Consider the following 21,024-nt stretch of genomic DNA (forward strand, 5'->3'; position numbering starts at 1 on the left):
CGCCGGGCGATCGACCGTCGTGGCCTCAGCCGCCCGCCAGCAGATCCGGGATTCGCGGGTCGGGCTCGAGGTCCAACGAGGTCATGAACGAGGCCATCGTCGCGTAACAGCCAACCGTGACAATGACATCGAGGAGCTGCCGCACGTCAAGCTCGGCGGCGAGCGACTCCCAGGTCCGGTCGGACAGCGAGCCGTCGTCGACGAGGTCGTCGACCGCGCAGAGCAGCGCGCGTTCCAGCGGCACGAGGAAGGGCGCCTTCGGCCCGAACGCGACGCGCGCGATCTCCTCGTCGGTTAGGCCCGCCTCCCGGCCCGCGAACAGATGCTGCGCCCACAGATAGGGCGACGCGCGGCGCGCCGCGACCCGCAGGGCGAGGATCTCCAGCTGACGGGTGGTCAGTGTGCTGTCCAGCAGGACGTGGCCGTTGAGAACCATGAAGGCGCGGGCCAGGTCAGGGTGGTGCGCCAGCGAGGCGAGCACATCACGCCCGCTCGGCCGTCTCGTCAGGTCCGGCGCCGGCAGCCCCCGGGTGACCGGATCGATCGCGGCCAGCGCCTGTCGCATCTCGGCGGGCCACTCCCGCGGCGGCAGGGGTGGAATTCGAGCCATGGGCCGCTCCTTTCGCGCAGCTGGTTGCCACCCGCGGCGGCCTACTTGAGGAGGGCGCCGGCGTCGACGGGGAGGGTCACGCCGGTCAGGAAGCGGCCTTCCTCGGAGGCGAGGAACAGGGCGGCGTTGGCGATGTCCTCCGGCTCGACCCACGGGGTGGGCAGCAGGTGCATGTTCTGGGAGACGACCGCGAAATCGTCGATCGTCGGGTTCTCCAGGTCGGGGCGGAACATCTTGAACGTGCCCTCGTGGATCGTCATCGGGGTGTTGACCTGGGTCGGGTGCAGCGAGTTGACCCGGATGTTGCGGGCGCCCAGCTCCAGGGCGAGGGTGCGCATGATGCCGACGACGCCGTGCTTGGCGGCGATGTAGTGGCCGATGTGGGGGTGGGCCATCAGGCCGCCGGCCGAGCTGGTCAGGATGATCGACCCCCCACGCCTGCCGGCGAGGATGTGCGGGATCGAGACCTTGGTGGTCAGCCACACGCCGGTGAGGTTGATGTCGATCGTGTCCTGCCAGGTCTTCTCGTCCATCTTGTGCAGCAGTGCCCCGGTCGCGCCGATGCCGGCGTTCGCGATGACGATGTCCAGGCGGCCGAACTCGGCGACGCCCTCGTCGACGACGGCCTTCATCGTGTCGTGGTCGCGGACGTCGGCCTGCGCGGCGTGGATCCGGCGGCCGGTCTTCTCCACGAGGCGGACCGTCTCCGCGAGGTCCGCGGGGGTCGACATCTGGAAGTCGACGCCGTCGAGCGGCTTGCAGATGTCGATCGCGATGATGTCGGCGCCCTCCTGCGCGAGGCGCACCGCGTGCGCACGGCCCTGCCCCCGCGCCGCCCCCGTGATGAACGCGACCTTGCCCTCAACCCGTCCAGACATTCCTACCCCACTCTTCCGCCAGACATCTGCTGAACGACCGTACAGTGGAGCGGATCGATCAGCAAGATCTGTACACGCCTGGTCCGGGTTTTGCTCGCGCCAAGGTCGCTTGACCATTGGGATACGCCGATGTTAAACACGTGCTCAACATGCGTGGACGGCTGTCCAGACAATCCTTGCCCGAGCGGCCGCGAGATCCCGCCCGCCTCGGCAGCAGCAGCGACCAGGGAGCAGCATGAGCACCGACACCGAGATCGAGGCGCTGCGGCGCGAGGTCCGCTTCCTGCGAGACCGGCAGGACATCCTCGACTGCGTCAACAAGCAGTCCCGCGGCCACGACCGCCACGACGTCGAGCTGATGACGAGCGTGCTGCACTCCGACGGGATTGACGAGCACGGCTCGGTCTCGAACGTGGGCGCCGCCTACGGTCCGTGGTCGAACAAGCAGCACTCGATGGTGTTCGCCGACCACCTGCACAACATCACGACGCACACCTGTGAGATCGACGGGGACGTCGCGCACGCCGAGAGCTACGTCATCGGCACCATGGTCGCCCGCGACGACAAGACGCTGGCCTTCATGGGCGGCCGCTACCTCGACCGGCTGGAACGCCGCGACGGCGTCTGGAAGATCGCGCTACGGCGCTGCACGATCGAGTGGGCCTTCACCGCCGACGCGTCCTTCCTGCGCTCCGGCGCGTTCCAGGGCTTTCTCAAGGGCACCTGGGACACCGACGACCTGTCCTACGCCCGCCCACTGCTGCCAGACACCGGCCCCGCCGTCCGCTGGTAGACGCGTCCGGCCAGCCGGGCCCGGCCGCGGTTTTGGTGATCGCCGATTGGCCCTCAGGTGGTCGTAATCTGCGCTGATTCACGACCACCCGAGGGCCAAAACGGCGATCATACCGCCGGAGGCGGCACTTTAGCGCGGGCCTTTCTCGCAGGGGCTGACGTCAGCCGTCGCCTTTCAGGAGCACCTCCGGGACTATCGTTTCCAGTTCGTCCACGGTCCAGGGGGCTTCGCGTTTCTCGATCTCGGAGACGATCGTGAATCCGTCATACAGGGCGATGCGGCCGCCCGCCGTCACCGAGAAGACCTCGCCGTTGATCTCGGCGGCCGCATCGGAGGCGAGGTAGGCGAGAAACGGGCCGAGCTTCTCGGGATCCTGGTGGTCCCTGTCCTCTATTTCGAGACGGCGCCGGAGGGCCTCCATCTCGGGGCCGCCCTTCGCCAGCTGCCGGCGCATCGAGGCCCGCCAGTTGACGTGGTTGCGGGAGATCGAGCGGGGACAGAAGACGTTGCAGGTGATGCCGCTCCCCCGCACCTCCTGGGCGACCGCCCTGGTCAGACCGACGACGCCGGCATTCGCGGCGCTGTAGGCCGCGAGCATCGGCAGGCCGACCCAGGCGTCCGAGGACGCGTTCAGCACCCGGCCGAAACCCTGGCGCCTCATGAGCGGCAGGGCATGGTGCATCGTGTTGTAGGTCCCGGTGAGCTTCGCGTGGGTCTGCAGGGACCAGTCCTCGGGCGTCAGCTTCAGAAAAGGACCGAAGCCGGAGCCCGCGGCGCCGTTGACCAGGATGTCGACTGTCCCCCACGTGTCCACCGCGGTCTGGACGAGCGCGCCGGCGACCTCGACGTCGCCCGGGTCACCGAAGAACGGGACCGCCTCACCGCCTTCGGCGACGATCTGGTCCGCGGTCGTCCGGGCGTCGCCGCTCAGCGACTCGATCAGCCGCCTGTCCTCGTCGGTCAGCAGACTTTCGGTGTCGTCGCTGTTGGCCCACGACGACAGGCCGACCGAGCCGGGCTTGCGGTTGTTGGTGACCACTCTGGCCCCTTCTCGGGCCAGACCGACGGCGATGCCCTTCGCCGCTCCCATGCCAGACCCCGTCACCACCGCCACTTTGCCCGCGAGCCTTCCAGCCATGCGTCAGACCCTTTCCCCTACTGCTGGTCATTGGTGGGCTCGGCTCGTCGCCCGTCATCGTCCCCGCAGCCGTTCGACGAGCGGCGCGAACGTGTCGACGGCGTTCTGCGGGACGGTGACGTAGCTGGTGCCGAAAGCGTCCCGGTTTGCCCGCAGCCGGTTCACCATCTCGTCGAGGGTGCCCACCAGGACATTCGGATGGTGCGGGAGCACCTTCTCGTCGACGGAGATCCAGCCGGCGATGTCCGCGTACGCCGAGTCGGGCTGGTCGGTGACGATCGTGAAGTAGGGCGAACCCTCGATCTCCAGCTCGCCGAGGCGCTTTCCTGCGGCCTCCCTGACGAGGCCGTACCGATGCGCGGCCTCCTGCATCGGGGTTCGGCCCGCCGCGTTGACCGGGTCGAACGGCACACTGGAGACGCTGACGATCTCGGCCTCCCGCGCCGCCAGCGACAGAACGCGCCTGCGGCTCCCGCCGATCATCAACGGCGGCCGTGGCTGCTGCACCGGCAGTGGCAGACCGCGGTAGCCGCTGACCTTCACGTGCTCGCCGGGCACCTCGATCGGTTCGCCGGACCAGTGCGCCTTCAGCAGGGCAACCATCTCCTCCAACCGGTCGACGCGGACCTTTCCGGGATCGAAGGGGATGTTGAGCGCCTTGTACTCGTTGGCCTGCACCCCAGCGCCAATGCCCATCTCCAGGCGGCCGTCCGAGAGCAGGTCGAGGGTCGCGGCCTCCTTCGCCAGCGCCGCCGGCGCGTGGTAGTCGACGCAGAACACCCGGCAGCCGATCCGCAGCGTCTCGGTCACCGCCGCGGCCGCGGCCATCGCCGCGATCGGCGCGAGATGCTGCGGCGGCATGCCGCACGCGCGCGCCGCCGGACCTGGCCCGACGTAGTGGTCGGCCACGAACAGCGTCGAGTACCCGAGAGCCTCAGCCTTGCGCGCCAGGTCGTACCACTCGCGCGCCGACGTGGCCCGCGTCCCCTGCACCGCGAAACGGAATGGCTTGACGTCCATCGCCCGAGCGGTGGTCTCCCGGAGAACTTCTTGCTCAGGGCTCGGCTTAACCAGTACGGCGCACCCCGTTCAGACGAAGATCGGCAGCTTCACGTAGCCGCGAACTGCACTGGTCTGCACCCGGACCGCATTCGCCTCCGCTTAGCGCCACGATCACATCAGACAGTCGCTAACAATCTATTAAACACATGTTTAACACGGCGCGCATCGCGCGGTCAAGCGGGGCCAGAGCCCACGGGCCGAGCGTTGTACGCGCTGCACTCCAGACCGGACCCGCGACGGGGGATGCCAACTCAGGCACCACGGCTCGCGAGGGCTTGTCAGGGCTTGTCAGGGCTCGAGAACAACACGGATGACCCCGAGTGACCTGTCGCCGGCGACCCGAAACGCCTCGGCGGCGTCCTCGATCGGGAACCGGTGTGTGATCAGTGCGGCGGCGATGGTCGGGTCCGCCGCCAGCATGGCCGCCGCGTCCGCCAGGTCACTGCCGCCCTCGTGAGCGCAGTACCCCAGCGACGGCATGAGCCGTGCCTCGCGGATGAATATCGTCTGGAGGTCGATCCGGATCTCGGAGAACTGCGCGCCGAGAACGACGACCGACCCGCCTGGAGCGACGAGCTCAACGGCACGAGCGAGGCTCGCGTCGGTTCCGGCGGCCTCGACGACGACGTCGTAGCGGCCGCCGGTGCCCAACGACGCTCCGAGCCGTTCACCCACCTCCCGCTGGTGGGGATGCCGCGCCTCCAGCGCTACATGCCGCGCGCCCATCCGTATGGCGCCGGCGACGGCCAGCAGCCCGAGCGCGCCGGCACCGATGACCGCGACCCGACTGCCGGGGCTGGTCCCGCCCAGCCGCAGGCCGTGCCAGGACACCGCGGCCGGCTCGGCAAGCGAGGCGTCGCGGAGGGCGAGCCCGGCCGGCAGCGCCACCAGGCGTTCGGCCGGGGCACGGAACTGCTCGGCCATTCCCCCGTCGATCGCGACGCCCAGCGAGCGCTGCAGCCAGGTCGGGCACAGGTTGTAGCGGCCCCGCTGGCATCGCTTGCAGGTCATGCATCCGTAGACGGCCTCGACCACCACGGCCGTCCCGTCCTCGCGCACCCCGGCCAGCTCATGGCCGATGATCGGGCACCCGGGTCCGACGTGGCGCAGGTCGCCGCCGCAGATGCTGGCCGACCGGATCCGCACGAGCTCACCCGAGCCCGGTGGATCATCGACTTCTACGACGGCGACCCCGTCGTCGGTCCTGCGAACCGCCTTCATACGTTCACGTCCTTCGTCGCGGTCGTCGGATGTGACGGACCCGGACACGCGAGAGCGGAGCGCGGTCGCCGGTGTCTGTCAGGCCCGCGGTGCCGTGCCGATGGCCTTTATCGCTGCCGCAGCAGGTAGCGCTGCGCCTTCCCGCTCGGGGTTTTCGGCAGCGCGTCGATGAAATGGACCGCCCGCGGGTAGGCGTGCCGGGAGTACTGGTCGCGGACGAGCGCCGTCAGGTCATCGCCGCCCTCGCCCTCCCGCTACCGCTGGATGATCGGCAGGACGAGGCGGCTGGGGTGGGACGGGCCGTGGAACACCTGGTTGTCGGCGACGACCGGGGTGGCGGTGTCGTAGGCGATCTCGTTGCCGGTGTTGGTGTTGCGGTCGTAGCGCGGGAAGTTGCTGCTGGAGACCTCAAGCCGGATGCGGTGGCCGGGAAGGAAGACGTTCGACGTGGGGCCGAGGTCGACGGTCAGTTCGTAGACCTCCCCGGGTTCGAGCAGCTTCGCCTCGGCCAGCGACTCCCGGTAGCGGGCCCGCAGGATGCCGTCAGCCAGGTAGATCGCCCGGCCATCGGGGAACGCATCGACGAGCTTGCCGGTGAAGTCGGTGTCGAGCGCCGACGACGAGGCGTGCAGGACCAGGCGGATGTCGCCGGTGACCTCGACCGGCTCGTCGAGGACCGGCGTGCTGAAGCAGAGCACGTCGGCGCGCTGTTCGACCGGGCGCTGGTCGGCCGGCCCGGACCGCAGGGCGGCCACGCCGAAGCCCATCTCGTTGAGCCGTCCGCCCAGTGTCGGCACCGGGTCGTGCGGGTCGAACCGATAGCCGTCCGACGTGTCGGCCGTTGGCGCGTCGGTCGTCAGCAGGCCGTCGCCGTCGGCGGTGTTCGCCTGGCCAGCACTGTCGAGGTAGTAGTCGACGTACTGGGTGTCCGGCAGCGGCCAGTCCTGCTCGTCGCGCCACTGGTCGATGCCCATCACGAAGATTCGCACCGGGCTGGCGCCGCCGTCCGCTTCCTTGTTGCCGCGCAGATGGCGGTCGAAGAACCGCAGGTGCGCGCCCGTGAGGTCGGCGTAGGGAGCGCCGGACATCAGGCCGAACTCGCGGTTGCGGTACATGGCGTCCTGATAGGTGTGGTCCCACGGGCCGACGATGAGCCGCTGGCCTTCACGTGCCTCCGGCGTCGCCGCACCGGCACGCATCCGGGTATAGGCACGGGTCGTCTCCGGGGCGAAGAAGTCGAACCATCCGACGATGTGCAGCGCCGGGGTGGTCATCTCGCCCAGGTGCTCGCCGGGTGCGATGCCCGTCCAGAAGTCGTCGTGGGTGGGGTGCTTCCACCACTCCTTCCACCAGGGGGCGTGCTTGTCGAGCACCGGCTGGTCGGTGATCGGGAACCTGCGCAGATGGGGCTCCAGGTCGAACATCACCGACCCGGCCTCAATGAGTGGGTCGAGGTCGCCCTTGCCGTGTTCGAAGGCGTACTGGCCCTGGGTGACGATCTGGGCGGCCACCCAGCCCAGAGCCATGCCCCAGGAAACGGCGCCACCCGGGCTGTACCACGGAGCGAGATAGAAGTCCGTGGTGGCCGCCGTCGGGGCAATGGCCTTGAGAGCCGCTGGACGCCGGGAGGCCGCGGCCCACTGAGTGATCCCGTGGTACGACATTCCGTAGCCGCCGACAGTTCCGTCACACCATGGCTGCGCGGCGGTCCATTCCACCGCGTCGAAGCCGTCGTCGGCGTCGTCCATGAACGGCCGGAAGTCGCCGTTCGAGCCGTAGGTGCCGCGGCATTCCTGGTACACCACCGCATAGCCGGCCTCGACCATCGACAGCACGTTCGGGATGAGCGAGAGGGGCAGCTTCTCGAACATATCCTTGCTGTAGCCCATCCGGATGACCAGGGCCGGCCCCGGCGGGCCGTCCGGCAGGAACAGGTCAGTACATAACGTCACGCCGTCGCGCATCGGCACCATGACGTTCTTCTCGACTCGGTATCCCACGGTCTCTCCCGCGTTCTCGCTCGCTCGTCTCAGGCTTCTGGTGCGCAGGCGATGCCGGCGTGGTCAGGCGACGGCCGCCGGCCAGTGGTTCTCGCAGAACAGGCGGATCTGCGCCGCGCGTTCGTTGTCCTCCGGGGACATTCCGAGGAACCCGGCGTGGCCCATGGCCTCCCACACGTGCAGTTCGGCCTCGACGCCCGCCCGCAGCAGGGCCCGGTGGAAACGGGCCGTGTCCGACAGAAGCTTGTCGCGCGTTCCGGTGGTCAGAATCGTGGGCGGGAATCCCTGGTCCAGGTCGGCGTAGACGACCGAGATGTAGGGGTCCTTCAGGTCGTGGCCGCCCGCGTACAGCTCGAAGGCGGGCGCGAAGACACCGCGCAGCACGGTGTCGACACCCTCATTCGCCCACCAGCTGTCGCTGCTCTCGGTGAGGTCGGTGCAGGGCGTGTTCAGCACCGCCGCCGCGGGCAGCGGCAGGCCTTCGTCGCGGCCTTTGAGGATGCAGGCCGCCGCGAGGTTCCCGCCCGCCGACGAACCGCCGATGACGATTTCCTGCGGCCGCCGCTCGTCCAGGAGCCGCCGGTAGCCGGCGACGCAGTCGTCGACCGTGGTCGGGAACGGGTGGTCGGGCGGCATCCGGTAGTCGACCGACCAGACCGTCGCCCCCAGTCCCTTGGCGAAGTCGACCGCCCGCGAGCAGGCGATCTGGCCGCCGTCCTGAATGAAGCCACCGCCGTGGAAGTCGAGGAAGACCCTGCGGTCGTCCGCGGACACCTCATCGGGCCGGATCTTGTAGACGACGAAACCGCCGAGGTCCTCCTCCTCGACCGTGGCGCCGACGTACGCTCCGCCGGCCCCCGTCATGGCGATCACAGCGGCCTCGCGCTCGGCGACTAGCTTCTTCCAGCCCGCGGTGTCGAGCTCGACGCCGAGCCACTCGGGCTCCGGCCCCACCATGCCCAGCGCCAGCATCGCCCTCGCCTCGGGGCTCACTGTCGGGGGAACCGGGATCTCACGCTCGGGCACTCGCAGCGCCGGAAGCGAACCTTCGTCCGTCATCGTCTTCATCCCTTCTGTCACGGCGGGTGTCACCGTTGCGCGCCTCTGCTGCCTGAGATGACGAAGCTCGACGCGACGCGAGGATCGCCGCCGGTGTAGACCGCCCTGGCGGGATAGGGCCCGATAGCGTGCGTGATCGAGGTCGGGTTCGCCACCGGCGAGGTGATCGCGACGGTGCCCGGCTCGACGCCGTTCTCGACCCAGTCGACCAGCAGCGCGTACAGCTGGCTCGCCCCGAAGATCGGCGGATTCGCCTGCTCGTTCGAGGTGCCGTGCGGGGACATGTGTCCACCGCCGGGAACGATGTAGAGCTTGAAGAAGCTCTGGACGTTCTCGAGGCCGCCCATCGTCTCGACTACCCGGTCGTAGTAGCGCATCGTGGACTGCACCGGGATCGACTCGTCGTTCCAGCCGTGCCAGCTCAGGAACTTCCCACCGCGGGCCTGGAACGCGGAGAGATCCGGGTTGTCGCTGGCGATGTGCGCGAACGCCGGTTCCATCTCGGCCGCCCGGTCGAAAAGCTCGGCGAGCTGCGCGTAGGAGAAGTCGCGCCAGCGTCCCTCGCCCTTGCCGCTCGCGTTCTCGAAGGACGGGCCGGCGATCGACGGGTCCTGAAGGATGAGCGCCGCCTGGTCCGCGCCGGGTGCGTCCCCACTGGCGGCGCGTTCCCGGAGGATCTCGCGCATCCGCGGGTCGTGCTTCGTGAAGTAGGCGACGTAGAGCGAGGTGCCCCGCGCCATCCCGTACCAACGACGCTCACCCAGCGCGATACCGGTGCCGTTGTCCGCCTCGGGGTCCGGTACGGAGCCGTCGTCGGTCACCCCGTACCAGATCTTGTTGATGGCCCGTGCCTGGGCCGGGGTCAGGCTGGCGGGCGAGCTGTTGTTCCCGCCGTCGCTCACGGACACGACTGCCGGATCCCTGGTCGGGTCGTAATGACACGCCTCGTTGTCGAGGATGTAGCCGAGGTGTTCGCCCCCGACCAGGTCACCCGCCTGGATCGCGGCATTGGAGGCCACGTCCAGCTGCTCCTCGGTGAGCGGGACGCCGTCGAGGTCGCGCTGGATCACCAGGTGCCGGTAGAGACCGGCGAGCGCCCATTCGCTGAAGTTGATCGTCGGCAGGTTCGCGATGATGCCGTCGTAGTCGTCCGGGTACTGCTGCGCGAGCCGGTATCCGTGGCGCCCCCCGGTCGAGGAGCCCTCGTAGTAACACCGCCGCGGCGGCGCACCGTAGAACGCCTCAGCCAGCGTCTTCGACCGGACCGCCATCTCGTGCATGGCACGATGCGCGAAGTCGATCCACAACTGCGTGGCCGGCGTCCCGTCCGGGTTCATCCCCCAGGCGCCGTTCGTCAACGCGTGGCCGGAATCCGTGCTCGCCGAGACCGCTCCCTCACCACCCGCGGTCAGGGCGGCATAGAACCACCCGATCTCGGTCGGCGACGCGTGACGGCCACCGTCGTAACCGCCAAGGCCGCCGATGTTGTGGACCCGCCCGTTCCACCGGTCCTTCGGCGGCAACCACACCTCGATACCGATGCCCGGCGACGTCGACGGGGCCTCGGCGGGACCGGGATTCCCCGGCCCGACCACCAGCTTCACCAGGAAGAGATCGGCCGGCGCGTTCGGCGTGTACGCCGCCGGTGTCTCCGACAGGACGAGCGGCTCGCCCGCCTGGAAGCTCGTGACAAGCAGAACTCGCACCAGCGCGTCGGTTCCGAACGCCCGCTCGGCACACTCCGCTAAGAATGTCGTGTCCATGGCCTTCCCCTACCGCGCGGGCCGCGGGATGACCGGCAGGATCAACCGCGACGGGTGACGGCCGTCGTGGTGCACCTGCTGGGTCGCGGGCACCGTCTTTCCGGACGCGTCCTCGGTGATGCGCTGGCCGGTGTTCGGGTTCAGCTCGTATTCGGGGAACGCGCTGGACGAGACGTCGAGCCGGATCCGGTGGCCGGTCTTGAAGACGTTGCTCGTCGCCCACAGGTCGAGGCGGTAACGGCGCGGGGTTTCGGGCGCCGGTGGCTGCGTGAACGCTACGCCGGTGCGCACCACGCCCTCGGCGAGCGGCATGGCCGAGCCGTCCGGGAAGACGTCGACAAGCTTGGCGGTGAAGTCCGTGTCGGCGACCGACGAGGACGCCCAGATTTCGAGCGTCACCGGACCCGTGACCTCCACGTCCTGCTCCAGCGGCGGGGTCGTGTAGACGAGCACGTCGTCGCGGCCTTCGTTGCGGGCGGTCTCGGCGCCGTGGTCGGGGGCGTAGCACTCCAGCCGCCCCTGGGAGACGACCGGGTTCTGCGGGTCATAGACGAACACGTCCGCCGGCTGGTCCTCGGGGCGCAGCGTCGAGAGCACCCCGTCGCCACCGGCCGTGTTGGCCGCGCCCGCGCTGTGCAGGTAGTAAGGCGTCCACTGCGTGCGGGCCAGCGGCCATTCCTGCTCGTCGCGCCAGGTGTTCTCGCCCATCACGAAAAGGCGGACCGGGGCCACGTCCGGGACCTGCTCGCCCTTCAGGTGGCGGCGGAAGAACTCCATGCACGCGGAACCCTCGGAAAGGTCCCACAGCCCATGCGGCCCGGAGTTCGCCGGCGCGTCCGGGCGCGGCGGGCACATGCCGCCGTGGTTCCACGGGCCTACGACCAGCTCCTGGCCGTCCCGGACGCGCTGGTTCGCCCCTGAGCGGTGCAGCGTCTGGAAGGCCTCGATCGTCCCGTTCAGGAAAAGGTCGTACCAGCCGCTCGCGTGGAAGACCGGCAGATCGAGGTCGACGGCATGCTCCGAGGCGTTGATCGCCAACCAGTACGGGTCGTCCGGGTCGCCGTGGTCGCACCAGTCCTTCCACCACGACACCAGCTCCAGCTGCGGAATGTCACGCAGCGGCCGGTAGGCGTACATCTCCATCATCGACACGGCCCGCTTCGCGATGGCCTCCGCGACATCGCCGGGCTCGTTGCCCTCCTCGCCATGGTGAATCGCGCCGTCCGGCGCCGGGACGCCCCGCCGCTCGGCCTCGCCGAGCACGGCTCCCCACGCCCACGCGAACGCGCTGCCCAGCGACAGGACACCCGGCGCGGCGTACCAGATCTCGTTGCCAAAGGAGTTCCAGGTGGACGTCAACGGCGCGATGCACACCAGATGCGGCGGCCGGGCGATCGCGGCCGCCCACTGCGTGATGCCCTGGTACGACCCGCCGAACATGCCGACCTTGCCCGTCGACCACGGCTGGGCGGCGGCCCATTCGACCACGTCGTAGCCGTCGTCGATGTCGCACAGCCCCGGGTGGAACTCGCCCTCGGAGGCGAACCGGCCCCGGCTCTGCTGGAAGATCGCCACATAGCCCTGCCGGGCGATCAGCTTGGCGAACTCGGTCAGGCCCTGCGTCACGCCACCCTCAAGCCAGTACGCGGTGCGACTCACCAGCACCGGGAACGGCCCGTCCCCCGGCGGCCGGTAGATCTCGGTGTACAGGCGCACGCCGTCCCGCATCGGAACCATGACGCCCTTGTCCACGATCAGTTCCTCTTCGGCGATCAACTCGCCCCCTCCTCTTACGACCGCCGAGCGACGGTCCGCGTGGGATGACTGGCTGGATCAGGCGCGACGAATACGGCGGAGAACGTTCGAGCGTGGCGGCCCGCCGTCCCGCCAGGTCTCGATTCCCCGCGCGTGCCGGGAGCAGTGCATGCTCGAACTATCCGACGCCCGCACCCGAGCTTTACGGACGTTCAGCGTATGTTTATCACTCGATCAGGGCGTTGTCACCCCAGGAGATCCGCGGCGTCTTCGCTACGCACGGCGACCGTTGACGGTCCCCCGACCGGCCCGTCTAGACTCCAACCCGCTCGCTCGCCGGCCCACACCCGACCGTCGGGACGCCTGGATGTGCGGCGGTAGCGGGGTGCGTGACGAGGCCAGGGAGCGATGAGCCGAAGGAAGCAGGCCGCGCCGCCGAGGGGTGGACATGCCGACTCGGCCTCCCGGCTCGCCATCGTCGACGCCGCCGCGCGGCTTCTGGCCGAGGAGGGCTACGCCGCGGTGACCACCCGGCGCATCGCGGCCAAGGCCTCCGTCACGAGCCCTCTGATCTACTACTACTTCGGCACGCTGGACGACCTGCTGGTCGAGGTCTTCCGCCGGCATGTCGACCAGGCTCTCGTCGAGCAGGCACGGCTGCTCGACGTCGAGCAGCCGCTGTGGGCGCTCTGGGACATGACCAGGTCCCACGAATACTCGGCGATCGGCGCGGAGTTCGTCGCTCTGGCCAACCATCGGCCGACGGTGCGCGAGGCGGTCGTTCACTACGTGCAGGCGTTCCGCGCCATGCAGGCCGAGGCCGTCTCCGCGGCGCTGCGTCGTCGCGGGGCCGACCCGGACCGGTTCCCCGCGGCCGCCGTCGTGCTCCTGTTGCAGGGCGTCGCCAACGTGCTTGCCACCGAGCACACGATCGGGCTGGATCTGGGCCACCAGGAGCTGGCGACCTTGGTCGAGCGGCAGCTCCGGGAGATCGAGGGTCCACGCCAACAGCCGGTCCCACAGCTCTCGGCGTGAGGCGTTAGCGCCTCCTCGCACCGTGTCCCATTCTGCTATCGCTTGGCGCCGAGGCGGAGGCTCGCCGACACTGCGCGGCCGTCTTGACCGGCGGACGAGCGCATGCTAAACACGCGTTCAGGCGATTGTGTTGGTTATCTCTTTGGTTGCGCAACCATTGTCGGAAGCAGCCTGCGATCGAGCACGTCGCCAGATCGAACAGCGCGCTCGGAACCGTCGGAAAATCCGACGGTTTCCGGCGCACGGACCTGTGCCTTTGGCGCATGTCTTCATTTGCCAGGATTTCGGACACGACGTTGCGCCGCCGGCCTTCGCTGCTGCCCGCCACCACCACCTCGCCCCGACCGCATCCCGGACGTCATCGGCATGCGGCGATGCGCCGCGCCTCGGTGGATCGGCGGCCGGGGCCCGGGCGGCGGCGGCAGGGGGACAGACAGATGCGAAAGCGCACCACCAAGCGACCGAGGCGCCCGCGCACGGCGACGGCGATAGCCGCGGTCATCGTCGGGCTGCCCGCCGCCTTAGCCGGCTGTGCCACCGGCTCCTCCGCCTCCGGTGGCAACAGCAACGGCCCCTGCACGGCACCAGGCGTGACAGCCGACGCGATCACCATCGGCCTGATCTACCCCGACAGCGGCGCCGTGTCCGGTGGCTTCCGAGACGCGCGCAGCGGCGTCGACGCCCGGGTCGCGCTGCAGAACGCCAGCGGCGGGGTCAACGGCCGCAAAATCGTCATCGAATGGCGTGACGACAGGTCGGACGCCGCCGGCTTCGCCAACGCGGCCCACGACCTCGTCGACCAGCAGCACGCCTTCGGACTGATCGCCGTCTCGATCGACCTGCCTCCCTCAGCGGACTGGTTACAGAAGACCGGGGTTCCCGTGACCGGCATCGCGACCAGCGCGGACTGGAGTCAGCACCCCAACCTGTTCCACTTCGGTTCGATCTTCAATGAGGGCGCCGCCGTCGACACCTTCGGCAAGTACGTCAAATCCGAGAACGGCACGAAGGCACTCGTCCTGTTCGACCCGACCTCCTCGGCCTCCAAGGACCTCGCGGGACGGTTCACGCCGAGCCTGCAAAGCCAGGGAATCCAGGTTGTCAGCACCTACCCGTACACCGAGAACATCTCCAGCCCGGCCCAGGTGGTCGAACGGCTGCGCGCGACCGGGGCGGACACCCTCGTCGGCGCCGCGCAGATTGACAGCTTCATCGACATCTACGCGGCCGCACGTCAGGCCGGCGTCAAGCTCAACGTCGCTCTCAGCAGCGCCGGCTACAGCCCGAGCCTGCTGCGGACACACGGCAGCGCCATTGCCGGGATGTCGGTCATGGTCGACTACCTGCCCTTCGAACAGCCGGCGCCCGCCATGCGGACCTACCAGAAATCCATGGCCGACTACGCGCCGGAACTCGCCGACCCGGACGACGAGATCGCGCTCGGCTCCTACGTCGCCGCCGACGAGATGATCAAAGGCCTTGAGGTCGCCGGAGCCTGCCCGACCCGTCCCGCGTTCATCACGAACCTGCGCCAGGTCCACGACTTCACCGGCAGCGGACTGTTCGCGCCGACGGATCTCTCGCGGCCGGCCGCTCCGCCGCCGTGCTTCAACTTCCTCAAGGTCAACCCCACCGGAACGGGCTTCACGACCGTGCCCGGAAACCGGCCGGACGGATTCTGGTGCGGCGAGCCCGTCGAAGCCGCGCCGACCAGGGGTTAGGGACCAGAGCCGTCAACCGGCCAGCGGAGCAGCCTGCACCGAGCCCGCCGTGACCAGCGGAAGGTCGGCCATGGTGACGATGCCGGGGCGGGCGGCCACCACGGCGGGGATCGCGTTCACCGCCGGGTTCGCGGTGTTCGCGTCCTTGTCGAGGGCGTTCGCCGGATAGTCCAGCTCGTAGCGGAGCCGGACGTTCGGAATGCCGCGCACCTCGATCTGGTAGCCCTCGTTGATCTCCCAGTCCGGTTCCATGGCCTGCCCGAGCCGCCACAGCAGCCCCACCGCGATCAGCGGCCTGCCCGCGACGATCCCCTGCCAGGTCCCGTTCAGCCCACAGACGGTGCCTTTCGGGATGTCCATGTAGCCCAGGTGCAGTTCCTTGGTCGCGACGCCGAACTCGGCGGCGTAGTGCACCTCGTCGAGCCGCACCCGCAGGGTCTGGGCCATGACCTCGACGACGTCGCGGAAGACCAGCTGGCGCTCCCGCGCGGTCTCGACCAGCCCGGGAGTCTCCGGCGGCGACCCGAAGCCGAGGGACCGCCAGGTCTCGGCCGACTCGTAGGAGGTCGCGTCGGACTGCTCGAAGATGGAGATCTGTTCGATCTCCCGGCAGGCCGCCGCCGCGGTGAGAGCCACCGCGCTCGCGAGCCCCGGGTTGATGCCGCTCCCGTAGAGCGACACGCCGCCCTTCTTCGCCGCCTCGTCGAGCCGGAGCCGGTCCGGCTCGCCGTACGAATGCCCGGTGATGAAGTTGGCCGTCGAGACGACGTTGATGCCGGCCGCCAGGAGCCGGACCATGTCATCGACGTTCCAGACCAGCGGCATGTAGGCGACGACGTCCGGCCGCAGCGCGACGATCTCGTCGAAGTCGTTGGTCGCGGTGATGCCGATCCGGGCTAAGCCGGCAAGCTCACCGACGTCTCGACCTGCCTTTGTCGCGCTCCAGACGTAGCAGCCCACCAGCTCCAACTCGGGGTGCGCGATCACCGCCCGCACCGCGGCTCGAGCCACGCCGCCCATCGTCCACTGCACCACACGAAGAGCCATGGCTGATTCGCCTCTCTCGCGCATCCGCTTTTCCGGCCGGCGGTACCGTACCAGGGATGCTGATCGGGCGTTCAGCGCAGCGGATCAGGATTCCTTGGCGACCGGCTCAACGGGAGCAGCCTGCGCGAGCAGCCGCTCCACGAGCGCGCGCACCTCGGCGTGGCCGTCGGAGATGCCGAGGGCGTCCTCCGCGACGAACGCGCGGCTGACGGCGCCCATGAGGAAGATCAGCGCCGGTGCCGGGATCTCGGCCAGGCCGGGCCCGTACTGCGCCGTCCCGCTCGCGAGCAGCTCGGTCTGCTGACGCCGGGACCGCTTCGAGTACTCGGCGATCTCGTCACGGATGCTCTTGCGGTGGTTCGCCAGCGCCATGAACTCGGTCAGCAGCGCGGAGCGGGTGGGCTCGGTCATCAGCTCCCACAGCTCACGCAGCGGCTGCGGCGAGGAGAGCACGCGCTCGTGCCGTTCGAGGTTGCGCTCGGCACCCCGCCGGAAAAGGGCCAGGAACAGGTCATCCAGCGTCGGGAAGTAGTAGTGGATCAGCGCGGGGGTGACGCCGGCCCGCTTGGCGACACTGCGTGAGCTCACACCGGCGTAGCCCTCCTCGCGCATGATGCGCTCGGTGATGTCCAGCAGGAACGCCCGGGTCGTCGAGCTCTCGGTGCCGGTACGGCGCGGTGCGGTCATGTTTCGATTCTCCTTGACGCCGTGAAGCCACCCGTGCTGAACTGGCGTTTAATTTGACGGGCCACGCCCGACGACCGCGCGACCGACCCCGCAAGACCGGGCCAGCGGACGGTCCGCCCTGCCTCGATGGCGGCGGCGCGACCCATGGACATCTGTCGACCGTACCCAGCGCCCCGGGGCCCGAGCCGCGCGACACCCGTGGAACCTTGATTCAGGAAAGCGCGGATCCGTTGATCATCCGTCCCGTTGCCGCCCCACCACACCTCCTGTACGGTCGTTCAGCATGAGTTCGTTTCCGGCGTGGGCCGAGCCCAAAACCGTGATCGTGACCGGCGGTGGCCGTGGCATCGGCGCGGCCATCAGCAGTCGGCTGGCCGCCGAGGGCGCGGCCGTCGCCGTCTGGGATCTCGACGGCGACACCGCGAAGGCCACCGCCGCCGCGATCGAGGAGGCCGGTGGCCGGGCCATCGGGCTGGCCGTCGACGTTGCCGACCGGGCCCGGATCGACGCAGCGGCTGCCGAGGTCGACGCCGTTTTCGGGCCAGCGACGATCCTGGTGAACAACGCGGGGATCTCACCGTTCAAACGGTTTCTCGACATCACCCGCGACGACTACGACCGGGTGTTCGCGGTCAACCTGCGCGGCACGTTCGACTGTTGCCAGGCCATCGCTCCCGGCATGATCGCGGCCCGCTGGGGCCGGATCGTGAACATCGCGTCCTCCGCCGGCCAGACCGGAAACGCGCTGCAGACCCATTACGCCGCGACCAAGGCCGGCGTCATCGGCCTCACCATGTCCCTGGCGAAGGAGCTCGGGCCCAAGGGAATCACGGTGAACGCGATCCCGCCGAGCTTCGTCGACACGCCGACCCTGCAGACCAGCCAGGCCGCCGGCTTCCTCGGCCAGGGCGTCGAGACGCACGTGAAGACGACCCCGGTGCGCAGGGTCGGCCGTCCCGAGGACATCGCGGCCGCGTGCGCCTACCTCGTTCGGGACGAGGCCAGCTTCATCACCGGCCAGGTCGTCGGCGTCAACGGCGGCCGGACCATCGGCTGACGGCCCGACTGCCGGCCAGGAAATCCGTGACGCGGCCCAGGCCGCGAAAGAGGAGCATGCGATGACATCGGATCAGGAGCCGGCCGCGACACTGAGCGAGGAGCGGGCCGGAGCGGCCAGGGACCTGGGCGGCCTGCTGGGCCGCATCGGACCCAGCTTCTTCCAGACGGCGTGGGTGGTGGCCGACCTCGACGCCGCCAAGAAAGCCATGCAGGACACGCTCGGCTGCGGCGAGTTCGCCGAGTTCCGCATGGAACAGAAATGGACGCTGCGCGGCGAGCGGGTCGCCGGCGGCCTCGCGCTCGGCTACGCCCGCACGGGCAACATGCAGGTCGAGCTCATGCAGCCGCTCGCGGGCGCCACGATCCAGCACGAGTTCCTCACCGAGCGCGGGCCAGGGCCGCACCACTACGGCTACCTCGTCGCGAACCTCGCCGAGTCCGTGGCCGCGGCGGCGGACTTTGGCTTCGCCGAGGCGATGTCCGGACGGTTCGGCACCGTGAAGGTCTCCTTCATCGACACCTACGCCGAACTCGGCGTCTACCTAGAACTCATCGAGGACCCCGACGACCTCTACTGGGCCACCAAGCCCTGGCGGGACCACCGCGACCAGGTCCGCCTCACCTGACAGAAGACCGCGGTGCCGGAAGGCGAGGGTCGCGCAGGCCAGTGCCGCATCTGACCCGGTTAGCCTCGTCCCAAGACCAGCAAGATCGCTGTTTTCGCCCTCGCGTGGCTGTAAGCGCGGCGGTTTTGCAACCACGTGAGGGCCAAAACGACGATCAAGCCGGCGGACCGACCTCGCCGGACCTGGCACTACATCTCGATGGCTTCGGGAAACCGCGGCGGGACGGTGGTTACGGCAGCAGCACCAAGACTGTCGGCGAGTAGGCCCAGGCTTGCCGCGCACCCGCGATCGGTCTCCTCGCTCAGAGCGGCGCTGTTTCAGTCTCTTCCTGCCGCAGCAGGTCGCCGTCCGCGGGCAGGATCGAGCCGGCGTTGATCGCTTCGTCGAGGCTCTGGTTGAAGCGGATCAGATAGTCCGCACGCGACCCGTACAGCTGGTCGAGCTGCTCGGGCGCGAACGGCAGCTCGACGCCGATCAGGTTACGCAGGTAGCGCGCGGGGATATAACGCGCGGTTGGCACATCGACGTAGGGTGAGCGTACGCCGCCCTTCGCGTTGCCGAACTCGTCCGTCACGATCGCGCCGTTCGCGATCGCTATCGGCGCCGCGCGGGGCGGGGCCAGGTCTTTCGTCACCCAGTTCACGAGGTGGACGAAGGCGGCGTGGTTGAAGGGCGCGGACGGAAACTGATTCAGCCGTTCGCCCGGCTCCAGGGTGAGGCCAAGCTGAGGAACGCCGTTGGCATCGCGCAGGCCCCGGGTGGGCAGGTGTGGGCAGGCAGGGACCTGGTAGGAGCGATACCGGTCGTTCGTCGCGTCGCCGTCTGGCCTCGCGGCCACGACGCCGTCCTTGCCGATTACGCCGAACAGAACGAGGTCGCCCTCGGTGAAGGTATGAACTACCGCGGCGTCGCCACCGGCCGCCGGCGTCCAGCCTGGCGCGGCCATCGGCAGGAAACCGTCATACACCGGCTTCTCAGCCGACAGGCGGGCGTTTGGATGGCCGGCACGATGTAATTGAGGGTCGCCATGCCCGTCTGCGAGGCCCCACCCATGATGAGGCGCTCGACCGTGAAACCGGGCAGTGGGCCGTCCTTCGAGCCCGTCTTCAACAGGACGCCGACCTGCGTCATGATCTCGTTCGAGACCGCGTCGATCGCGAACAACGTGCGTGGCGGGTTGGCGTCATCGCCCTGCTGCCATTCCAGGAGCGCGGCGAAGCTTTCCTCGCTCGCCGGCACGGAGGGAACGTGCAGGCCCGCGTACCGGCTCGGGTTGGCGAGCTTGATCGGCCCTTCGACGGCAGCGAGCTGTGAGCCCACCGTGACCCAGACGTGGCCGTCCGCCAGGATCGCGGGATGGCAGGTCTGCCACAGTCCCAGCGCCCCCTGCACGTGGACGGGTTCGAGCGCGATCAGGCCGGAGAAACCCGCCGCCGTGGCCGGCCGGCGGATCAGGAGCGAGGTCGTATAGGGCTGGCCGTCAACGGTGCCCGAGACGAAGAACTCCTCTTCAACGAAGTCATGGCGCCGTAATAACTCGGACACCGACGTCTCGTCGAGCCCCACCGGGGATTCCGCGCCACCGAAAGGCGGGCCGGACTCGACCGTCACGGGGATTGGTCCCATTACCTGCACAGCCGGAGAAGGTTCCGTCGTTGGATTCATTATCATCCTTCCTGACTTCGGACACCTGTTGTCAGACGGGTTCGGCAGCGCGGCCTGCGAATGATGGGGGAAATCTGACTCAGGCAGGAAACGACGCTAGTTCGCAGATTCGGCACAGGGTGGGATCGAGCCAACGAAGACCGCCGGCTTCACCCGGGACGGTCCGGTATCCGTAGCGCCTGCAGGGACAGTCGAGCGAGCTGCTCGACGGCGACGTCGAGGTCGCAGGTAATGGCGCCGTCTACCAGCCATCGGTCGGCGAACCGTTCCAGCATGCCGATGACCCCGAACACCATGACCAGCGGGCTGACTCTGGTCTCGATCAGGCCGCGCAGCTGCAGCTGGCGGACCGCCTCGACGTGTCGCTCCACGTCGGGGCGCCGCGGATCGCGCCACAGCACGCGTAGCCGGTCGTTCTCGTGCCCGGTCTCCCGGATCAGGCCGAGTATCCGGGCTCCGTCCTGATAGGTCTCCAGATACCGGCGAATGCTCGAGCGCATCCGGTCGGGCAGGTCCTCCAGCGGGTCGGAGTCGAAGGCGACGCCATCCAACGGGGTGCCGAGGCGTTCGGCCGCGGCCTCCACGAGCTCCAGGAAGACGGTCTCCTTGGAGTCGAAGTAGCGATAGAAGCCGCCGTGAGCGAGGCCGCCGAGATGCGCGATGTCAGTGATCCGCGACCGTCTGAAGCCATCGCGCTCGAAGACGATCCGAGCGGCCTTCAGAAGGCGCGCCCGGGTCCGCTGGCGCTCTGCCGAGAGCGCGCCGCCAGGACCCGAGGGCAGGTCCGCCGCAATCGCCATCCCTCTTCGTCCCTCTCAGCTACCAGGCGACCCGGACGGGGCCGCGAACGAAGCGTCCCCCCGCTCGACCTGGGACGACTACAAAGCCGGGCCCGCCCGCCGCGA

Annotated in this window: 19 protein-coding genes and 1 pseudogene; 5 read left to right on the forward strand and 15 right to left on the reverse strand. The window is 69.1% G+C overall.

From position 1 onward, the window contains the following. Nucleotides 1-25: 25 nt before the first annotated feature. Both I6A60_RS05115 and I6A60_RS05120 read right to left on the reverse strand, forming a co-directional pair. Entirely contained in the window at nucleotides 26-610 is a 585-nt protein-coding gene (locus tag I6A60_RS05115) for a carboxymuconolactone decarboxylase family protein (protein ID WP_203023777.1), read from the reverse strand. 41 nt (nucleotides 611-651) lie between these two features. Next, nucleotides 652-1,488, reverse strand: a complete 837-nt coding sequence (locus I6A60_RS05120; protein ID WP_203023776.1) for a mycofactocin-coupled SDR family oxidoreductase — start codon at nucleotides 1,486-1,488, stop codon at nucleotides 652-654. Nucleotides 1,489-1,723: 235 nt separating this feature from the next. Between I6A60_RS05120 and I6A60_RS05125 the strand changes: the two genes are divergently transcribed. Further along, nucleotides 1,724-2,281, forward strand: a complete 558-nt coding sequence (locus tag I6A60_RS05125; RefSeq protein ID WP_203055568.1) for a nuclear transport factor 2 family protein — start codon at nucleotides 1,724-1,726, stop codon at nucleotides 2,279-2,281. A gap of 160 nt (nucleotides 2,282-2,441) precedes the next feature. On the opposite strand, the gene I6A60_RS05130 is transcribed toward I6A60_RS05125, so the two are convergent. The 8 genes and pseudogenes from I6A60_RS05130 to I6A60_RS05165 form a co-directional block, all read right to left on the reverse strand. Then, nucleotides 2,442-3,386, reverse strand: a complete 945-nt coding sequence (locus I6A60_RS05130; protein ID WP_307873538.1) for an SDR family oxidoreductase — start codon at nucleotides 3,384-3,386, stop codon at nucleotides 2,442-2,444. A gap of 87 nt (nucleotides 3,387-3,473) precedes the next feature. Further along, nucleotides 3,474-4,439, reverse strand: coding sequence for a TIGR03621 family F420-dependent LLM class oxidoreductase (locus I6A60_RS05135; RefSeq protein WP_203015772.1), 966 nt, complete (start codon nucleotides 4,437-4,439; stop codon nucleotides 3,474-3,476). A 330-nt stretch (nucleotides 4,440-4,769) separates the two neighbouring features. Next, the gene (locus I6A60_RS05140; protein WP_203015773.1) at nucleotides 4,770-5,702 is read right to left on the reverse strand and encodes a zinc-binding dehydrogenase; all 933 of its coding nucleotides are present in this window, start codon (nucleotides 5,700-5,702) and stop codon (nucleotides 4,770-4,772) included. A gap of 107 nt (nucleotides 5,703-5,809) precedes the next feature. After that, nucleotides 5,810-5,935, reverse strand: a pseudogene (locus I6A60_RS43890) (hypothetical protein); the annotation flags it as partial. A gap of 21 nt (nucleotides 5,936-5,956) precedes the next feature. Continuing rightward, nucleotides 5,957-7,702: a CocE/NonD family hydrolase gene (locus I6A60_RS05150; protein ID WP_203015774.1), complete on the reverse strand. Its 1,746-nt coding sequence runs from the start codon at nucleotides 7,700-7,702 to the stop codon at nucleotides 5,957-5,959. Between the two features lie 63 nt (nucleotides 7,703-7,765). Next, on the reverse strand, nucleotides 7,766-8,761 hold the full coding sequence (locus tag I6A60_RS05155; protein WP_203015776.1) for an alpha/beta hydrolase: 996 nt from the start codon (nucleotides 8,759-8,761) through the stop codon (nucleotides 7,766-7,768). Between the two features lie 29 nt (nucleotides 8,762-8,790). Then, on the reverse strand, nucleotides 8,791-10,524 hold the full coding sequence (locus I6A60_RS05160; RefSeq protein WP_203015778.1) for a tannase/feruloyl esterase family alpha/beta hydrolase: 1,734 nt from the start codon (nucleotides 10,522-10,524) through the stop codon (nucleotides 8,791-8,793). Nucleotides 10,525-10,533: 9 nt separating this feature from the next. Further along, a complete protein-coding gene (locus tag I6A60_RS05165; protein WP_203015780.1) occupies nucleotides 10,534-12,300 on the reverse strand; it encodes a CocE/NonD family hydrolase in 1,767 nt (588 codons plus the stop codon). 387 nt (nucleotides 12,301-12,687) lie between these two features. Here I6A60_RS05165 and I6A60_RS05170 point away from each other — a divergent pair, with 387 nt between their 5' ends. Together I6A60_RS05170 and I6A60_RS05175 are read left to right on the forward strand one after the other, a co-directional pair. Beyond that, nucleotides 12,688-13,314: a TetR/AcrR family transcriptional regulator gene (locus I6A60_RS05170; RefSeq protein WP_203015781.1), complete on the forward strand. Its 627-nt coding sequence runs from the start codon at nucleotides 12,688-12,690 to the stop codon at nucleotides 13,312-13,314. A gap of 437 nt (nucleotides 13,315-13,751) precedes the next feature. Beyond that, a complete protein-coding gene (locus I6A60_RS05175) occupies nucleotides 13,752-15,035 on the forward strand; it encodes an ABC transporter substrate-binding protein (protein ID WP_203015782.1) in 1,284 nt (427 codons plus the stop codon). A 12-nt stretch (nucleotides 15,036-15,047) separates the two neighbouring features. On the opposite strand, the gene I6A60_RS05180 is transcribed toward I6A60_RS05175, so the two are convergent. Both I6A60_RS05180 and I6A60_RS05185 read right to left on the reverse strand, forming a co-directional pair. After that, complete coding sequence (locus tag I6A60_RS05180; protein ID WP_238434824.1) at nucleotides 15,048-16,055, reverse strand: dihydrodipicolinate reductase; 1,008 nt, start codon at nucleotides 16,053-16,055, stop codon at nucleotides 15,048-15,050. A gap of 111 nt (nucleotides 16,056-16,166) precedes the next feature. Next, nucleotides 16,167-16,769, reverse strand: a complete 603-nt coding sequence (locus tag I6A60_RS05185) for a TetR/AcrR family transcriptional regulator (RefSeq protein WP_203015784.1) — start codon at nucleotides 16,767-16,769, stop codon at nucleotides 16,167-16,169. 283 nt (nucleotides 16,770-17,052) lie between these two features. On the opposite strand from I6A60_RS05185, the gene I6A60_RS05190 reads away from it, so the two are divergent. Both I6A60_RS05190 and I6A60_RS05195 read left to right on the forward strand, forming a co-directional pair. Continuing rightward, nucleotides 17,053-17,826 (forward strand): SDR family NAD(P)-dependent oxidoreductase, encoded by a 774-nt coding sequence (locus I6A60_RS05190; protein ID WP_203015785.1) that lies wholly within the window; start codon nucleotides 17,053-17,055, stop codon nucleotides 17,824-17,826. Between the two features lie 61 nt (nucleotides 17,827-17,887). Then, nucleotides 17,888-18,454, forward strand: a complete 567-nt coding sequence (locus I6A60_RS05195) for a VOC family protein (protein WP_203015786.1) — start codon at nucleotides 17,888-17,890, stop codon at nucleotides 18,452-18,454. A 301-nt stretch (nucleotides 18,455-18,755) separates the two neighbouring features. Here the strand turns inward: I6A60_RS05195 and I6A60_RS42675 are convergent, their stop codons facing one another. From I6A60_RS42675 to I6A60_RS05210, 3 genes are all read right to left on the reverse strand, one after another. Continuing rightward, complete coding sequence (locus I6A60_RS42675; RefSeq protein ID WP_203015787.1) at nucleotides 18,756-19,421, reverse strand: alpha/beta hydrolase domain-containing protein; 666 nt, start codon at nucleotides 19,419-19,421, stop codon at nucleotides 18,756-18,758. Next, the gene (locus I6A60_RS42680; protein ID WP_374210162.1) at nucleotides 19,352-20,125 is read right to left on the reverse strand and encodes an alpha/beta hydrolase domain-containing protein; all 774 of its coding nucleotides are present in this window, start codon (nucleotides 20,123-20,125) and stop codon (nucleotides 19,352-19,354) included. Before I6A60_RS42680 ends, I6A60_RS42675 begins: the two co-directional genes overlap by 70 nt. 143 nt (nucleotides 20,126-20,268) lie before the next feature. Further along, entirely contained in the window at nucleotides 20,269-20,919 is a 651-nt protein-coding gene (locus I6A60_RS05210; RefSeq protein ID WP_238434802.1) for a TetR/AcrR family transcriptional regulator, read from the reverse strand. Between the last annotated feature and the right edge of the window lie 105 nt (nucleotides 20,920-21,024).

It is taken from the genome of Frankia sp. AgB1.9, assembly GCF_016786355.1.
Taxonomy (GTDB): Bacteria; Actinomycetota; Actinomycetes; order Frankiales; family Frankiaceae; genus Pseudofrankia.

What these genes read in the sequence shown, in the direction of transcription:
- I6A60_RS05115 (WP_203023777.1), bottom strand. Translation starts at nt 610, where the DNA reads ATGGCTCGAATTCCACCCCTGCCGCCGCGGGAGTGGCCCGCCGAGATG.
- I6A60_RS05120 (WP_203023776.1), bottom strand. Translation starts at nt 1,488, where the DNA reads ATGTCTGGACGGGTTGAGGGCAAGGTCGCGTTCATCACGGGGGCGGCG.
- I6A60_RS05125 (WP_203055568.1), top strand. Translation starts at nt 1,724, where the DNA reads ATGAGCACCGACACCGAGATCGAGGCGCTGCGGCGCGAGGTCCGCTTC.
- I6A60_RS05135 (WP_203015772.1), bottom strand. Translation starts at nt 4,439, where the DNA reads ATGGACGTCAAGCCATTCCGTTTCGCGGTGCAGGGGACGCGGGCCACG.
- I6A60_RS05140 (WP_203015773.1), bottom strand. Translation starts at nt 5,702, where the DNA reads ATGAAGGCGGTTCGCAGGACCGACGACGGGGTCGCCGTCGTAGAAGTC.
- I6A60_RS05155 (WP_203015776.1), bottom strand. Translation starts at nt 8,761, where the DNA reads ATGACGGACGAAGGTTCGCTTCCGGCGCTGCGAGTGCCCGAGCGTGAG.
- I6A60_RS05160 (WP_203015778.1), bottom strand. Translation starts at nt 10,524, where the DNA reads ATGGACACGACATTCTTAGCGGAGTGTGCCGAGCGGGCGTTCGGAACC.
- I6A60_RS05170 (WP_203015781.1), top strand. Translation starts at nt 12,688, where the DNA reads ATGAGCCGAAGGAAGCAGGCCGCGCCGCCGAGGGGTGGACATGCCGAC.
- I6A60_RS05175 (WP_203015782.1), top strand. Translation starts at nt 13,752, where the DNA reads ATGCGAAAGCGCACCACCAAGCGACCGAGGCGCCCGCGCACGGCGACG.
- I6A60_RS05180 (WP_238434824.1), bottom strand. Translation starts at nt 16,055, where the DNA reads ATGGGCGGCGTGGCTCGAGCCGCGGTGCGGGCGGTGATCGCGCACCCC.
- I6A60_RS05185 (WP_203015784.1), bottom strand. Translation starts at nt 16,769, where the DNA reads ATGACCGCACCGCGCCGTACCGGCACCGAGAGCTCGACGACCCGGGCG.
- I6A60_RS05190 (WP_203015785.1), top strand. Translation starts at nt 17,053, where the DNA reads ATGAGTTCGTTTCCGGCGTGGGCCGAGCCCAAAACCGTGATCGTGACC.
- I6A60_RS05195 (WP_203015786.1), top strand. Translation starts at nt 17,888, where the DNA reads ATGACATCGGATCAGGAGCCGGCCGCGACACTGAGCGAGGAGCGGGCC.
- I6A60_RS42680 (WP_374210162.1), bottom strand. Translation starts at nt 20,125, where the DNA reads ATGATAATGAATCCAACGACGGAACCTTCTCCGGCTGTGCAGGTAATG.
- I6A60_RS05210 (WP_238434802.1), bottom strand. Translation starts at nt 20,919, where the DNA reads ATGGCGATTGCGGCGGACCTGCCCTCGGGTCCTGGCGGCGCGCTCTCG.